The organism is Candidatus Zixiibacteriota bacterium (assembly GCA_034003725.1).
Lineage (GTDB): Bacteria > Zixibacteria > MSB-5A5 > GN15 > FEB-12 > WJMS01.
Map to the genome: position 1 here is coordinate 1 of JAVEYB010000008.1, position 15,325 is coordinate 15,325.

General features: G+C 58.5%; 12 protein-coding genes. 8 read left to right on the forward strand and 4 right to left on the reverse strand.

The genetic code is table 11. From position 1 onward, the window contains the following. Positions 1 to 295: 295 nt before the first annotated feature. Together clpB and RBT76_09965 are read left to right on the forward strand one after the other, a co-directional pair. A complete protein-coding gene (gene clpB, locus RBT76_09960; GenBank protein MDX9858106.1) occupies positions 296 to 2,923 on the forward strand; it encodes an ATP-dependent chaperone ClpB in 2,628 nt (875 codons plus the stop codon). A gap of 121 nt (positions 2,924 to 3,044) precedes the next feature. Then, positions 3,045 to 4,031, forward strand: a complete 987-nt coding sequence (locus RBT76_09965; protein ID MDX9858107.1) for a TerC family protein — start codon at positions 3,045 to 3,047, stop codon at positions 4,029 to 4,031. A 114-nt stretch (positions 4,032 to 4,145) separates the two neighbouring features. On the opposite strand, the gene RBT76_09970 is transcribed toward RBT76_09965, so the two are convergent. Beyond that, the gene (locus RBT76_09970) at positions 4,146 to 4,727 is read right to left on the reverse strand and encodes a hypothetical protein (GenBank protein MDX9858108.1); all 582 of its coding nucleotides are present in this window, start codon (positions 4,725 to 4,727) and stop codon (positions 4,146 to 4,148) included. Between the two features lie 215 nt (positions 4,728 to 4,942). Here RBT76_09970 and RBT76_09975 point away from each other — a divergent pair, with 215 nt between their 5' ends. The 3 genes from RBT76_09975 to RBT76_09985 are packed head-to-tail and all read left to right on the forward strand — an operon-like array spanning position 4,943 to position 7,567. Continuing rightward, on the forward strand, positions 4,943 to 5,992 hold the full coding sequence (locus RBT76_09975; protein ID MDX9858109.1) for a hydroxymethylglutaryl-CoA synthase: 1,050 nt from the start codon (positions 4,943 to 4,945) through the stop codon (positions 5,990 to 5,992). A 13-nt stretch (positions 5,993 to 6,005) separates the two neighbouring features. Next, positions 6,006 to 7,169 (forward strand): thiolase domain-containing protein, encoded by a 1,164-nt coding sequence (locus tag RBT76_09980; GenBank protein ID MDX9858110.1) that lies wholly within the window; start codon positions 6,006 to 6,008, stop codon positions 7,167 to 7,169. Further along, entirely contained in the window at positions 7,166 to 7,567 is a 402-nt protein-coding gene (locus RBT76_09985) for a Zn-ribbon domain-containing OB-fold protein (protein ID MDX9858111.1), read from the forward strand. The genes RBT76_09980 and RBT76_09985 overlap by 4 nt, the downstream gene beginning before the upstream one ends. Before the next feature lie 183 nt (positions 7,568 to 7,750). Here RBT76_09985 and RBT76_09990 read toward each other — a convergent pair whose 3' ends face one another. Further along, positions 7,751 to 8,179: a DUF1801 domain-containing protein gene (locus RBT76_09990; protein ID MDX9858112.1), complete on the reverse strand. Its 429-nt coding sequence runs from the start codon at positions 8,177 to 8,179 to the stop codon at positions 7,751 to 7,753. Positions 8,180 to 8,236: 57 nt separating this feature from the next. Continuing rightward, positions 8,237 to 8,710 (reverse strand): DUF1801 domain-containing protein, encoded by a 474-nt coding sequence (locus RBT76_09995; GenBank protein MDX9858113.1) that lies wholly within the window; start codon positions 8,708 to 8,710, stop codon positions 8,237 to 8,239. 1,500 nt (positions 8,711 to 10,210) lie between these two features. Between RBT76_09995 and RBT76_10000 the strand changes: the two genes are divergently transcribed. Beyond that, positions 10,211 to 10,474: a hypothetical protein gene (locus RBT76_10000; protein ID MDX9858114.1), complete on the forward strand. Its 264-nt coding sequence runs from the start codon at positions 10,211 to 10,213 to the stop codon at positions 10,472 to 10,474. 281 nt (positions 10,475 to 10,755) lie between these two features. Here the strand turns inward: RBT76_10000 and RBT76_10005 are convergent, their stop codons facing one another. Next, positions 10,756 to 11,709 (reverse strand): DUF523 and DUF1722 domain-containing protein, encoded by a 954-nt coding sequence (locus RBT76_10005; protein ID MDX9858115.1) that lies wholly within the window; start codon positions 11,707 to 11,709, stop codon positions 10,756 to 10,758. Positions 11,710 to 11,900: 191 nt separating this feature from the next. Between RBT76_10005 and RBT76_10010 the strand changes: the two genes are divergently transcribed. Beyond that, positions 11,901 to 13,709: an acyclic terpene utilization AtuA family protein gene (locus RBT76_10010; GenBank protein MDX9858116.1), complete on the forward strand. Its 1,809-nt coding sequence runs from the start codon at positions 11,901 to 11,903 to the stop codon at positions 13,707 to 13,709. A gap of 5 nt (positions 13,710 to 13,714) precedes the next feature. Continuing rightward, a complete protein-coding gene (locus RBT76_10015) occupies positions 13,715 to 15,322 on the forward strand; it encodes a carboxyl transferase domain-containing protein (protein ID MDX9858117.1) in 1,608 nt (535 codons plus the stop codon). The last annotated feature ends 3 nt before the right edge of the window (positions 15,323 to 15,325 follow it).

The window sequence follows — 15,325 nt, forward strand, 5'->3', positions numbered from 1 at the left end:
ATCGATCTCACAACGGGAGCATCGGTGACACTCCTCCAACCGGTGCAGAAACAGAAACTGTAACCAATGTCCTGACACAATATGTAACACATGTCTTGACACCGTACACCGTCTTCGAACCCGCCACGCGCAGGCCGAGGCTGCATGCAGCCCGGCTCAGTCAGGTCGCAAGCGACCTGACCTACTTCCGGATGGATGCCCCGCCGCGGCGGGCCGGCATGACACGCCTCCGGCGCGTCGCCGCTGTCGGATGTGAGCATCCGTCAGAACAAGGAAAGAAAGGAACTTAACATATATGAACCTGAACAAATTCACCCAACGGTCGATCGATGCCATCGCCTATGCCCAGCAAATGGCCCAGGCTGAGGGGCACCCGCAGGTTAACCCCGAACATTTGCTCGCATCGCTGCTCCATCAGGACGAAGGCCTCGTCGGTCAGGTACTGAAGAAACTCGAGGTAGATATTGAGGCCATCACACGCGAGGTCGATGACACCCTCAAGATGCTGCCCCGCCAGTCCGGCGGCCAGCTCTACCCATCGAACGAACTGACCCAGGTCTTTTTCAAGGCCGAGTCGGAGCTGAAGCAGTTCAACGACGAGTACGTCTCGGTCGAGCATCTGCTGCTGGCCCTGCTCGAGGTCAAGAGCAAGGCGCAGGAAATCCTCAAAGCGCACGGCGTCCGCCGTGACAAAGTCCTTGACGCCTTGCATTCGATTCGCGGCGCCTCGCGGGTGACCGATGACAATCCTGAATCGAAATACCAGGTTCTCGAGAAGTACTCGCGCGACCTCACCGCCGCCGCCCGCGAAGGCAAACTCGATCCGGTAATCGGCCGCGAAGATGAAATCCGCCGCGTGATCAAAATCCTCTCGCGTCGCACCAAAAACAACCCGGTGCTGATCGGTGAACCGGGGACTGGGAAGACCGCCGTTGCCGAAGGACTTGCTCAGAAGATTGCGCGCGGGGAAGTCCCCGAAACACTCAAAGACCGCAAACTTGTGGCGCTGGATATGGGCGCGCTGATCGCCGGCTCCAAGTTCCGCGGTGAGTTTGAGGAACGCCTCAAAGCGATCCTTAAAGAAGTCGAGAGCTCCGATGGCCGCATCGTGATGTTCATCGACGAGATGCATACGATTGTCGGCGCGGGCGCGGTCGAAGGCGCTATGGACGCCTCCAATATGCTCAAGCCGGCCCTTTCCCGTGGGCAACTCCGCTGTATAGGCGCGACCACGCTCGACGAATACCGCAAACACATCGAAAAAGACGCTGCTCTCGAACGCCGCTTCGCGCCGGTGCTGATCGAACCGCCTTCAGCCGAGGACACTGTCTCTATCCTCCGCGGTCTTCGCGAACGCTACGAGGTCTACCACGGCATCAAGATATCCGACGGCGCCATCGTGGCTGCGGCGAAACTCTCGGATCGCTACATCGCCGACCGCTTCCTGCCCGACAAGGCGATTGACTTGATCGACGAAGCTGCAGCGGAACTTCGCATATCTATCGATTCCATGCCGGAAGAACTCGATACGATAGAGAAACGCATACGCCAACTCGAGATCGAGAAGGAAGGAATCAAGCGTGAGAAAGACGCGCCCGAGCGCCTCAGACCGATTGAGGAAGAACTATCCGATCTGTATGCTCAGCGCGATGATCTTCGCTCGCAGTGGGAGAAAGAGAAAAACACGGTTGAAACGATTCGGGAGATCAAGTCCGAGATCGAGGAACTCAGGCGCCGGGCCGACGATGCCGAGCGCACCGCCCGATACGAGGAGGCGGCTCGAATCCGATACGGTGAGATCGCCGATGCACAGAAGAAACTCGACTTGCTGACACACTCGCTGCAAGTCATTCAGGAGAAACGGCAGCTTCTCAAGGAAGTGGTCGATGATCAGGATATTGCAGAGATCGTCTCCAAGTGGTCGGGTATCCCGGTAACCCGTCTGACCGAATCCGAGTCTGCCAGGTTACTCCATCTCGAGGATGAGTTGCATAAGCGAGTGGTCGGGCAGGACGAAGCGGTAACCGCCGTGTCAAATGCCGTGCGCCAGTCCCGTGCGGGGTTGTCCGACCCGAAACGCCCAATCGGTTCTTTTATTTTCCTTGGCCCGACCGGCGTCGGTAAAACCGAACTTGCCCGCGCGCTTGCCGAATATCTCTACGGTACCGAGGACGCGATGATCCGGCTTGATATGTCGGAGTATATGGAGCGGCACGCTGTCTCGCGTCTGGTCGGCGCCCCACCCGGGTATGTCGGTTACGATGAGGGAGGGCAGTTGACCGAAGCGGTCCGACGTCGACCGTACGCTGTCGTGCTGTTGGACGAGATCGAGAAAGCGCATCCCGAAGTCTTCAATATTCTGTTGCAGATTCTCGATGACGGGCGGCTGACTGACAATAAGGGACGGACCGTTTCGTTCAAGAACGCAATCCTGATCATGACGTCGAATATCGCCGCGGAATTTATCCAGCGTGAAACCGGCTCTATGGGCGAGTTTAACCGCGACGTGATTTACGACAACATCCGCCGCTCGGTGCTGGAAACGCTCCGCAGCACCTTGCGACCGGAGTTCCTGAACCGGATCGACGAGACGATCGTGTTTACGTCGCTGTCGAAAGAGCAGATCAAAGACATCGTTCGCCTGCAGCTCGCTAATCTGTCGAAGCTGTTGGCCGAGAAAGACGTTTCGCTGCAGGTTAGTGATCGGGCGGTGGGCTTTATCGCTGACACGGCATTCGACCAGACTTTTGGCGCTCGGCCGATTAAACGATTTGTCAACAAAGAACTCAGCCAGAAAGTCGCGAAGCTGCTGTTATCCGGCGAGTTGAGAGTCGGTCAGGCACTTACGGTCGACGTTGCAGGTGAGAACTTGATCTTTTCCGCAACGGGCGGACCAACGCAGGCGCGGGCTGTCGACGTATAACCTGTGATACGTAGTCGGTGCTTCGTGTCACACCCCTGACTCCCCGGCGGGGCTGTTTCCGCCCCGCCGGTTCACTATTCTTTTTCTTGCGTCAACGTGAGTGCGTCGATACTCTATCGCCATGCACTCAATCTGGGCCTGGATAGGCTTCAACCTGTTTGTCATCCTGATGCTGGCGGTCGACCTGGGCCTGTTTCATCGTACCGCCCATCGGGTGAAGATGTCGGAAGCGGCTGTATGGTCCGCGGTCTGGGTTACGCTCGCGATTATCTTCGGCATAGGCGTGCACCATTTCATCGGTCCGCGCGCCGGCCTCGAGTACTTCACCGGCTACCTGATCGAGAAAGCGCTCTCCGTCGACAACATTTTTGTTTTTGTAGTCATTTTTAGCTACTTCAAAGTCCCGCCGGAATACCAGCACCGAGTCCTGTTCTGGGGCGTGCTCGGGGCGCTTGTCATGCGCGGTATTATGATCGCCGCCGGCGTTGTCCTGATTCGCGAGTTTTCGTGGATATTGTATGTCTTTGGCGCGTTCTTGATTTTCACCGGCATAAAAATGGCTTTCCAATCCGAGCATTCCGTCGATCCATCGCACAACCCCGTGCTCAGGCTCATTCGGAGAATTATGCCTGTCACCGACGAGTACCACGGGCCGAGGTTTTCCACCAAACGACCGATCAAGGGCAAGCTGCGGCGTGCGGCAACCCCGATGCTCGTTGTGCTGGCGGTTGTTGAATCAACTGATGTGGTCTTCGCCGTCGACTCAATCCCGGCCATCTTTGCGATTACTCAGGATCCCTTTATCGTCTACACCTCGAACATTTTCGCCATACTCGGCCTGCGTGCCCTGTATTTCCTGCTCGCCGGCTCGGTAGAGAAGTTCCACTACCTGCGGTACGGTCTCTCTGCCGTACTTGTGTTTGTGGGAATCAAAATGGTTGTGGCGAAGTTTTTGCATGTGCCGATCGGTCTATCGCTGGGGGTTGTCGGCGGCCTTCTTGCCATCTCAGTCGTCGCATCCCTGATGCATTCCCGCCGCCACGAGTCCGAGCACACAAATACCGATCGATCTGTGCTGTCGGACGACTCGTCTGACAGCGCACCGTAGCTTCAGGGTTCTCGCAACTCGACTGTTCCAACGATTGTCACTGTCCGGCAATAAGAAAGCCGCCGAGCGAATTTGCCCGACGGCAGCACGTTCTATCGACTGACGTCACAGTCGTCACCGCTGCCCGTAATCCAGACGCCCCTTTTGCATAATCTCAAGATTGCGTACCGCCGAGACAAACTTCTCTTCTGCGGCAAACCGAAGTGCCCGCTCGGAAATGACCAACTCGAAGATAATCAGCTCCGTACCACCATCGATATAGGCAATCATCACGTTCGGCAAGAAACGTTCGGGTGAGTTGATGTAGAACGTTCGAGCATATTCTCCGCTGTAGCTCGAAATCGAGTCCACTTCGTTCATGATGACATCCGGACCGTAATGTTTGCGAAGACTGGCCGTGTCCGATGCAATCACGTCGTCGACATCAAGCTCGCGGATCTTGTATATGTTGATCCCGATCAGGATGTCGGTGCTGTCGTAGCGGGCGGCGTCCGGAATAAACGCGAATGAGTACCCGTCGTTGACCGCTTCCCGGCCGATCATCCTGAAGTGAGGTGGCGGGTTGAATACGTAGTTCAACGACTCGCCTTCGTAAAACGCGGCATTCGAGTCCACCGGATTATCGACCGTGGGCGTGGCGACCACGCCGGGCGCGAACAACGCGCCCACCAGGAGCACATAGAGCAGTGGTTTCATATGTTACTGTTATCGGCAGGAGCCAGGCGCCCGTTAACCTCGTTCGGGGAGCCGTCTCGCCAGTTCTAAGCCGCCACGCCCCTTACGGTTCCGGGGAGAAGCTTTCCCGCTTGTATTCGTGGATACTGCGGTTTATAATAGCACGTTGTGTGTCTGAAACCGGCACTGCTGCGGATCACGACAGTAACCCAAACCGGTAGCAATAGAGGTACACCATGGCAGGAATTGTTGGGTATGGCGCTCACCTTCCGCGACATCGGATCAAAGCGGAAGAAATCGCCAAAACCTGGGGCGCCGACGCTCCCAGTTACAAAAAGGGGCTGATGCTTCGCGAAAAGTCGGTTCCGCCCCCGGATATGGACACCATTACCCTGGCTGTCGAGGCTGCCAAAAACGCGCTGAAACGCTCCGGCGGAGTCAATCCCGCCGATATCGGCGCTATTTATATCGGTTCTGAATCGCATCCGTACGCCGTGAAACCGTCGGGGACCGTCGTCGCCGAAGCGATCGGCGCCACGCCGCACATCCACTGCGCCGACTTCGAGTTCGCCTGCAAGGCCGGCTCTGAGGCCATGTTTGTCGCGCTTTCACATATCGACGCCGGCGCTATGAAATACGCCCTTGCCATCGCCGCCGATACCTCACAGGGCGCGCCCTCTGACGCGTTGGAGTTTTCGGCCGCCGCCGGCGCCGGCGCATTTATCATGGGCAAAGACAATCTCATCGCGGAGTGTTTGTTCACTCATTCGTACATGACTGACATGCCCGACTTCTGGCGCCGCGAACACGAGTTTTATCCTCAGCATGCCGGCCGGTTCACCGGTGAAGAAGCGTACTTCGCCCACACCAAAGGTGCCTCGACGGCGCTTCTCGAAAAATCGGGCATGAAGCCCAAGGATTTTCAATGGGCCGTTTTCCACCAGCCCAACGGCAAGTTTCCCTCCCGTGTGGCCCAGGAGCTCGGTTTCACCAAAGCCCAGATCGAACCCGGCCTGTTGGCTCCGGCCCTCGGCAACACCTACTCCGGGGCGTCGCCGATCGGCCTGACCGCCACCCTTGATGTCGCCAAGCCGGGTGACATGATCTTCATGTGCTCCTACGGTTCCGGGGCAGGTTCGGACTCGTTTGTCTGGAAAGTGACCAAACGCATCGACGAAGTCCGCGACAAGGCGGTCAGGACCGCCAAGCTGCTCCACGAAAACCTCATCTACGTCGACTACGGCACCTACGCCAAGTACCGGCGGAAGATCAAGAAGAACTACTAGGAGGGACACAACTATGAGAGACGTATGTGTAGTTGGTGTCGGCTTGAGCCAATGGGGTGAAGTCTGGCGGCGCTCCCTCCGGCAGTTGTTTGTCGATGCCGCGACCGGTGCAATCAAGAACGCCGGAGTCGATCACCTCGACGGGCTTTATGTCGGCTGCATGTCCGGCGGTTTATTTGTCGGACAGGAGCACCTCGGCGCGCTCATGGCCGATTACCTCGGCATGAAGGGCATTCCCGCTATGCGCGTCGAGTCTGCCTGCGCATCCGGCGGCATGGCCGTGCGCGCGGCTTTTGTCGAAGTTGCCTCCGGACTCGCCGATATCGTCATGGCAGCCGGTGTCGAGAAGATGACCGACTGCTCCGGCGATGATGCTACGTTTGCGCTGGCGACCGCCGCCGACCAGGAGTACGAAGTTTTCAACGGCGCCACGTTCCCAGGACTGTACGCCATGATGGCCCACGCCCACATGGCGAAGTACGGGACGACCCGCCAGATGCTGACCGCCGTGTCCGTGAAAAACCATGCCAACGGGGCGAAAAACCCGGTTGCGCAGTATCCGTTTGCGGTTTCCGCGGAGACGGTGGAATCTTCCGTCATGGTCGCCGATCCGCTCCGCATCATGGACTGTTCGCCGATCACCGACGGCGCCGCTGCCGTAATCGTTACGACGACCGAGATCGCGAAGAAACTCGGCAGGCCGTACATCAGGATTATCGGCTCCGGTGTCGGCACCGACACGATCCAGCTCTGTCAGCGTGACGACATGACAACCATCAAAGCGACCACGCTGGCGTTCGAGCGGGCGCTGAAGATGTCCGGCAAGAAGCTCGGCGACATCCAGTTCACCGAGGTGCACGACTGCTTCACGATTGCCGAACTGGTCGTGCTCGAGTCGATCGGCAAGTACAAGCCCGGTCAGGCCGGTCCCGCGACTGTGGCAGGGGAGACTGCTCTCGACGGCACGTTCCCGGTCAATCCGTCCGGCGGCCTGAAGTCGAAAGGCCATCCAGTCGGCGCTACCGGTGTCGCGCAGATCATCGAGGTCTACAAGCAACTCACCGGTCAGGCGGAAAACGGCCGCCAGATCCCGAATAGACCGAAAGTCGGCATGGCCCAGAACATGGGCGGCTCCGGCGCATCATCGGTCGTCCACATCATGGAGGTGGGATCATGACGATGTTCAGCTCCCGCAACTGGCGCGAGTACCCCCAGCGCTATCGCCTGGAGGCGTCGAAGTTCAAAAAGAGCGGCAAGACCTACTTCCCGCCCCGCGAAATCGATCCGGAAACGGGCGACACCGAACAGGAAATCGTCCGGCTGCCCGATACCGGCACGATAGTCACCTACACCGTGATCCGCGTGGCGCCGTCGATGTGGGGGGACATGTCTCCCTACGCGCTGGCGATCGCGAAACTGACCGACGGTACCCTGGTGACCGCGCAGGTGACGGACTGCGACGTCGACGAAGTCAAGATCGGGATGGAAGTGCGGGTCGAGTTCCGCCGCATCCAGACCGAGAGCCACGAGGGCGTCTTGAGCTACGGTTACAAGTTCGTCCCGAAGTGGTATTGATTCAGCAGGGCGTGTCCGCTGTCGGACCCGCCAATAACCAATATGACATCTCTCGTGCCGCCGTGCGACCCCGCACGGCGGCATTGATTTTTGATGGTCGTGAGTGAATGGTAGAACCGCATCGTCCGTCGCTTCGGCGCGCAGGCGCCGCGGCGGACTGGGGCTTTGCCCCACACGTGCCTCTCAGGCCCGCTTGCGCGATCCACTCGGCTTCAGCGATCTGTTCAACTCCACTGCCGCGCGGATAAGGGCTTTCAACGCTTTTTCGTTGATTTTGTCGCCCTCGTGGATGTCAATCGCACGGCGGGTGTTGCCTTCGAGGCTTGAATTGAACAGCCCCGAAGGGTCCGGCAACGACGCACCTTTCGCAAACGTCAACTTGACGGCATTCTTATACGTTTCGCCGGTGCAGATGATTCCGTCGTGCGACCACACCGGCACCCGCCACTTCCACTCTTCGATCACATCCGGGTCGGCCTGCCTGATGATTTTCCGTATTCGTGCCAGCATCTCTCCGCGCCAGTCATCCAGCTCGCGGATCCGGGTATCGATCAGCTGCGAGGGAGAGTTCCCGGCGGGCAGGGGGGTCGAATCGCCATTATTGGTTTTCATGTTAACGGTCTCGGTCAATGATAAGGTTTGTTGATTCCGGGTGATTCGCCGCGAGTGTCAGAGGGTCCCCCAGCCGGGAAGTTTGCTCGCCTGTCGGACCCACCGCATGAACTGCGTTTCGTTAACTGTGTCCCCTTCGTAGATGTCCAGGTACCGGGTGGCTTTGCTTTTTGATTCACCCGGGGGAAGGGGTTTCAGTGAAGCGCCGTTGAAAAACGCGACTTTGATGTATCGCGCGTAGCAATGAAAACTCACGATCCAGCCGCTTCCTTCGATCCCATAAAACGGCGAGTTCCATTTAACCGCTTTGATGATGTGTGGCGCCGCACGCTCGATCAGACTGTCGAGACGACTGCCGGTCTCGGATTTCCATCCCGGCATGGCCGCGATATAGGCCTGCACGGGTTTATCGCCGTACCCTTTGGCGATCTGGGGGTTTCCGCCCGACAGGAGGGGCACCTCGGCGCTGCTTCGCGCGGAGCGAGTCTTTTTAGTGGTCGTGTTCGACGAACGGGATTTTTCAGAGGCCATACTGCACCGTTTTAACATGGGTCAATACAATCTATGATACCGTCGATTGCGCGTGGTGTCAAGTCCGGCTGTGCGGGCCGTGGAAAAGGGACGATCTGTAATCGCAGAGAACATAGAGCACTCCCGCACTCTGGTGCTGCGCCAGAGATATGAGCCTTGCTGTGACCTGCTTTTGCCGGGGGGAGTGGTCTTGCCTGTGCCGGTCGCAGCGGTGCCGAGAAAGAAAAAAATCGTTGTACAAGCGTGATTGCGTGCACGTTACGGCGAAATGGCTTTGTTTTGTCATTTTTAGTGGGCCCCCATTTTTCGTTTTCCTGGACCTGAATGGACGTATTGCGTTGATTGATCGCATCTTGAGGTGTGCGAGTCAGGTGAACATTGGTCGGTTTTCGGTCGGTTCGTCGGCATGTCGTTCGGCTCCTGTGTTTACTAGAGGGGGTGCGCCATTTTTCCCATCGACTTGATCGGGAAACCGTGTGGGGGCGGAGGGGGTGTACGGCAGACACGAGTCGCGGCTGGCGGTTTCGAGGACGGAACCGCGCTGCTCAGACTACTCAACGATAGAATCTGTGGGAATGGCACGTCTGGGGACAGACATGCCCTACAGTGACTTGTATCATTTCCGAAGTCCCACCCGACGTTCGCCGCGGGCGAACTCTGGGTGGGCCACAGGTGGAGGCAGGATGTGTGGTGACATAGTGCGCGTTGTCCGAACTGGGCCGCGGCGGGGAGGTGGTGGTGGATGTCAGCACCGTTTGCGGGAGAGATTTGTTTCGATTGTTGAGTTGGTGGATGTGCAAACGGAGCTGACCTACGGCTCTCATTGCGGTTTCGAAGACGGAACTGTTTTACTCAGACTACTCAATGATAGATCCCGTGGGAATGGCACGTCTGGGGACAGACATGCCCTGCGATGACTTGTATCATTTCCGATGTCCCACCCGACGTTCGCCGCGGGCGAACTCTGGGTAGGCCACAGGTGGAAGCAGGATGTGTGGTGACATGGTGCGCGTTGTCCGAACTGCGCCGCGGCGGGGAAGTGGTGGTGGATGTCAGCACCGCTTGCGGGAGAGATATGTTTCGATTGTTGAGTTGGTGGATGTGCAAACGGAGCTGACCTACGGCTCTCATTGCGGTTTCGAAGACGGAACTGTTTTACTCAGACTACTCAATGATAGATCCCGTGGGAATGGCACGTCTGGGGACAGACATGCCCTACAGCGACTGGACAGGACGGCGCCATTTGTGCCATCGGTGTTGCAGCGAAAGTGGGGACGTGGACCGGGGGTGATTCAACGAGAGAGCACGCGGGAGACGGAGAATTCAAGGATCCCATGGCAAGTTATGGGCGACCACGGTCTCATTGAACCCACCGCGGAGGGGTGGGCTACTCGGCTGATCCGGTCCGTGGCGTACATCTTCGTGCGCTACGCCGCAACCCCTTTTTGAATTTGATTCGCACCCCCGGAGTACGTATCCTGCCTATACACGAGGAAAACCATGCTAATCACCCTTGGATACATTCTGGTCGGCTTTGCCATAACCTTCGTCCTCACGAGAGCCGTCGGATCGATCGTGCGACGGTTCGTCCGCGATGAGTCTTCGCCGGTCTGGACGTTCGCCGTCACCGTCATTCTGCTGTTCGTGTTTGCGTACTTCACGGTCCGATTCCGCCTCGGTATCGCGCTGTTTGCGCCCGGGCTGATCGTCTGGCTGCTGTACGACCTGAAAAAGCGACCGCGCAAAAACGCCCATATCCGATAGTACTATCCCGGTAACAGGTCCGATCTACCGATTTGCGATCCACGCGGGCGATTGCAGGGTCCGTCGGAGGGCAGGGTCAAAGTTGCTGTTGCAGGGGGGCGCGGCGCACGGGGACGTACGCCACGCACGGGACTCGAAGGGGGCGCAGTGCATGGGGACGTACGCCACGCACGGGACTCGAAGGGGGCGCGGCGCACGGGGACGTACGCCACGCACGGGACTCGACGGGGGCGCGGCGCACGGGGACGTACGCCACGCACGGGACTCGGTGGGACCGGTTTCTACATCACCGGCACCTGGGTCAGGGCCTCAGGATACGGCTCAAAAAAGGTCTGCTCTGTCAGATACGGTTTTTCGTATCGCGCTTCCCATGCCCTGAGGACGGCCAGGACGGTCGACAGCGGCACGAGTTCTTCACGGTAAGACTCGACCGTATTCAGAAACTGCTGTTTCTCGCGAGCGGTCAGGTCATTTTTGAAATATCCGAAGGCGTGGTGGGCGACATTGATGTTTTGTTTGATGCGGGCCTGACGCGAGAGCGCCGACTCCAACAGCGCTTCGTATCGGGCGACGATGTCGGCAATAGGCGCAGCTTTGAGCGCAGCGACGAGCTTGCCCATCTCGCGTAGTTTCGTCTGACTGTATGCCATGAGCAGCAATTTGTTCCGCGAGTGGAAGTCGACCAGTTTTCGCGCGCTCGGTTTTTTCATCGATTCACGAAACAATGCCAGCGCGTAGAGCCTGGTCAGCCAGTGGTGGCGGATTTGGATGTCGTTAAGCCGACCTTCGTCCTCGATCGCTTTGCCGCCGAATCGTTTCAGCACCTCGGCCGCAAACAGCCCGGACTCCTTGTGTGTTACGGTCATCGGGTTGTCCGCGCTGGAGCGGAGTTTGGCGCTCATCACGCCGCACGAGGGGGACTTGCGTTTGAGAATGAACCCGTCGACCTCCCGCACACCGGACAACCATCGCGACGAGAACTCATTCATGTCGTCGGTGACGTCGCGGCCGGTCGACGGCTGGTACAGCGCGATCCGCCGACCCTCCCGTACCAAGTGGATTGCGGGTCGGGGCGTGCCCAGTCCGATCTCGACTTCGGGACACACGGGAAGAAAGGTCACATGCGGCTGCAGTTTTTGTACGAACTTGTCCGACAGTCGTGCCCCGTTGTAGCGGCAGGCATCAAACTCGAGACACTTGCTGATGATGACAATAGGTTTTGGGAAATCGCGCAAACGCCGTCCTCCTGCCGCCGACGCGGACGCCATCAAGGTAGCACGGCGTCGGCGCGCGAACAATAGGAATCGTTTTCAGGCAACCGGCCATCCCGTTTTGCTTTACAAGCCAGTGGTGATAGGGTATATTCGGGCTTTCCGGTCAGGAAAACGCTGGGTGGAATCGCGCACATTCGGAGTAAGAGGACGGCGTGGGAAACAAACGCAAGATTCGCATCGGTAACGCCGGGGGATACTGGGGGGACGACCTATCCGCTCTCAAACGTCAGCTCACGGGGGGGCCGCTCGACTACATTACTATGGATTTCCTGGCGGAAATCACCATGTCGATTCTGCAGCGCCAGCAGAAGACGCAGCCCGACCTTGGGTATGCGGTGGATTTTATCGATCAGCTGGAGGAATGTCTCCCGCTGATTGTCAAAAAGAAGGTCCGTGTTATCTCCAATGCCGGGGGCATCAACCCGATCGGAATGGGACGTCGGATTATCCAGATGGCGCGCTCAATGGGTCTGGATATCAAGGTTGGCATCGTCTACGGAGATGATATTGTCAACCAGTTGTACGAGCTGACGGCGGCAGGAGAGAAATTCAGCAATCTGGAGACGGGCGAGCAGTTTTTGCCGTACCGATCGCGCATTGTGGCGGCGAATATTTATCTCGGCGCGGAGCCGGTTGTCAAGGCACTCGAGGCGGGTTGTCACATTGTGGTGACCGGCCGCGTAACGGATACGGGGATCACGCTTGCGCCGATGATTCACGAGTTCAACTGGTCGATGGACGACTGGGACAAGATGGCGGCCGGTGTGGTGGCGGGGCATATTATCGAGTGCGGCTGCCAGGCATCGGGCGGCAACATCACCGACTGGCAGGATGTGGCGTCGTTCGACAATATCGGCTACCCGATCATCGAGATGGAGCATACGGGGGAGTTTGTGGTTACCAAGCACAAGAATACGGGCGGACTGGTCTCAGAGAAGACCGTCAAGGAGCAGCTCGTGTACGAGATGGGTGACCCGGCGAACTACATTTCTCCCGACGGTATCGCGCGCTTCGACACGATACAGCTCCGGGCCGAGGGGAAAGACCGCGTGCGTGTATTCGGGATCACGGGGAAGCCGGAGCCGGAGCAGTTGAAAGTTTCGATGGCGTACGAGGACGGGTGGAAAGCCTCGGGCGAAGTGCTTGTTTCCGGGCCGGACACGTACCGGAAGGCGGAGAAGATCGCCGATATTTTCTGGAAGAAGCTTCGGCACGATTTTGAATCGACCCGCACCGAAATGCTCGGGTCGGGCACGATCTGGCCGTCGGCGCTGTCGCGTTGCGAGACCAGCGAGATATTGCTGCGCTTCAGCGTGCGCGATCGGGACAAAAACAAGATCAAGGATTTCGGGAAGGCGTTATCGACGTTGATACTTTCCGGGCCGCCCGGCATGGCGGTGACCGGGCAGGGGCGTCCCAAGCCCAAACAGGTGATCGCGTACTGGCCGGCCCTGATACATCGCAGCCGGGTCAAGGCGCGCGTGCTGGCGATCGGCACCGACCGTCGCGAGGAGTTTTACGAGATAACGTTTCCGCTTCGCACGCATGCGCCGGCGCCCGGCGGTACGGTCGAGCAGGCGCGTCAGCGCAGGGCGAAAAAGCCGTCGGGCAAGCCGACGCGGATCCGGCTGCAGGACATCTGCTATGCACGTTCCGGCGATAAGGGGGATACGTGCAACATAGGGGTGCTGGCGCGCTCGCCGGAGATCTACGATTGGATTGTCGAACACCTCACCACCGATAGAGTGAAGCGTTTTTTTGCCGGTATCACGCACGGTGCGGTTATCCGGTACGAGCTGGAGAATCTTCACGGGCTGAATTTTCTTTTGGAGGAGACGCTCGGCGGCGGTGGGACAAAATCGTTGATGATTGACCCGCAGGGGAAGACACTAGCCCAGGCGCTTCTGCAAATGGAGCTGGTGGTTCCTTCGGGGCTGCTCAAGACTATAACGCGGAAGTAGCAACCATGTATCGGATTGAGAGTAAGGTTGACAAGAACAGCGAGCTGTACAAGGAAAACGACCGATCGAATCGGGAGGCGCATCGCCTGTTCAAGGAGCGGCTGGAACAGGTGAAACTGGGCGGCCCGGAGCGGGCCCGTCAGCGTCATGTTGAACGCGGCAAGCTTCTGCCCCGCGAGCGTGTGGCCCGCCTGCTGGATAAGAACACGCCTTTTCTCGAGTTGAGTCCGCTTGCCGCATACGACATGTACGACAACGACGCCCCGGCGGCGGGTATTATCTGCGGAATCGGGGTCGTGCACGGTCGGGAGGTCATGGTGATCGCGAACGACGCCACGGTCAAGGGTGGCACGTATTATCCCATGACGATTCTGAAGCATTCGCGCGCTCAGCGGGTTGCGGAGGAGAATCATTTGCCGTGCGTGTATCTTGTCGATTCGGGCGGGATTTTTCTGCCGCTGCAGGAAGGCACGTTCCCCGACAAAGACCACTTCGGCCGGATTTTTTACAACGAGGCGCGCATGTCGGCGAAGGGGATCGCGCAGATTTCGGTCGTGCTCGGTTCGTGTACGGCCGGCGGCGCGTATCTTCCGGCGATGTCCGACGAGTGTGTTATCGTGCGGAAGCAGGGGACGATTTTTATCGGTGGTCCGCCATTGGTGAAGGCGGCGACAGGCGAAGTTGTCACGGCGGAGGAGCTGGGCGGGGCCGATGTCCACTGCCGCACATCGGGAGTGACCGACCATTATGCGCAGGATGACGCTCACGCCCTGGCGATTACGCGCAATATCATTCAGAATCTGAACCGGGGGGCGAGAACCGAAATCCAGCGCGACGCGCCGGAGGACCCGTATTACGATCCGGAGGAGCTGTACGGCGTGGTCTCCAACGACCTTCGCAAGCCGTTCGACATCCGTGAGGTGATCGCGCGGATAGTGGATGGATCGCGATTCCACGAGTTCAAGGAACTGTACGGTTCGACCCTGGTGTGCGGGTTCGCGCGTATAATGGGATACCCGGTGGGTATTCTCGGTAACAACGGCGTGTTGTTTTCGGAGTCATCGCTGAAGGGCGCACACTTTATCGAACTATGCACGCAGCGAAAGATTCCGCTACTTTTCCTCCAGAACATTTCCGGTTTCATTGTCGGTCGTCAATACGAGGCGGGAGGGATCGCCCGCGACGGGGCGAAGCTGGTTCATGCCGTCGCCAATGCCGATGTGCCCAAGTTCACGGTCGTGGTCGGCGGATCGTATGGCGCGGGCAACTATGCCATGTGCGGTCGCGGCTATTTTCCACGGCTGATGTGGATGTGGCCCCACGCCAAGATCTGCGTGATGGGCGGCGAGCAGGCGGCCGACGTTCTCGCCACCGTAAAAATCAAGCAGCTCGAGAGCGAGGGGAAGAAGCTCAGCGAGGGGGAAATCAAGGCCATTCGTCAGCCGATCATCGAGAAATACGAGCACGACTCAAGCGCCTATCATTCCGGCGCGCGGTTGTGGGATGACGGGATAGTCGGGATGACGGAGACACGAGAGGCGCTTGCGCTGGGGATAGCGATGTCGCTGAACGCACCAATTCCGGACCAGAAGTACGGCGTTTTCAGAATGTAGGTG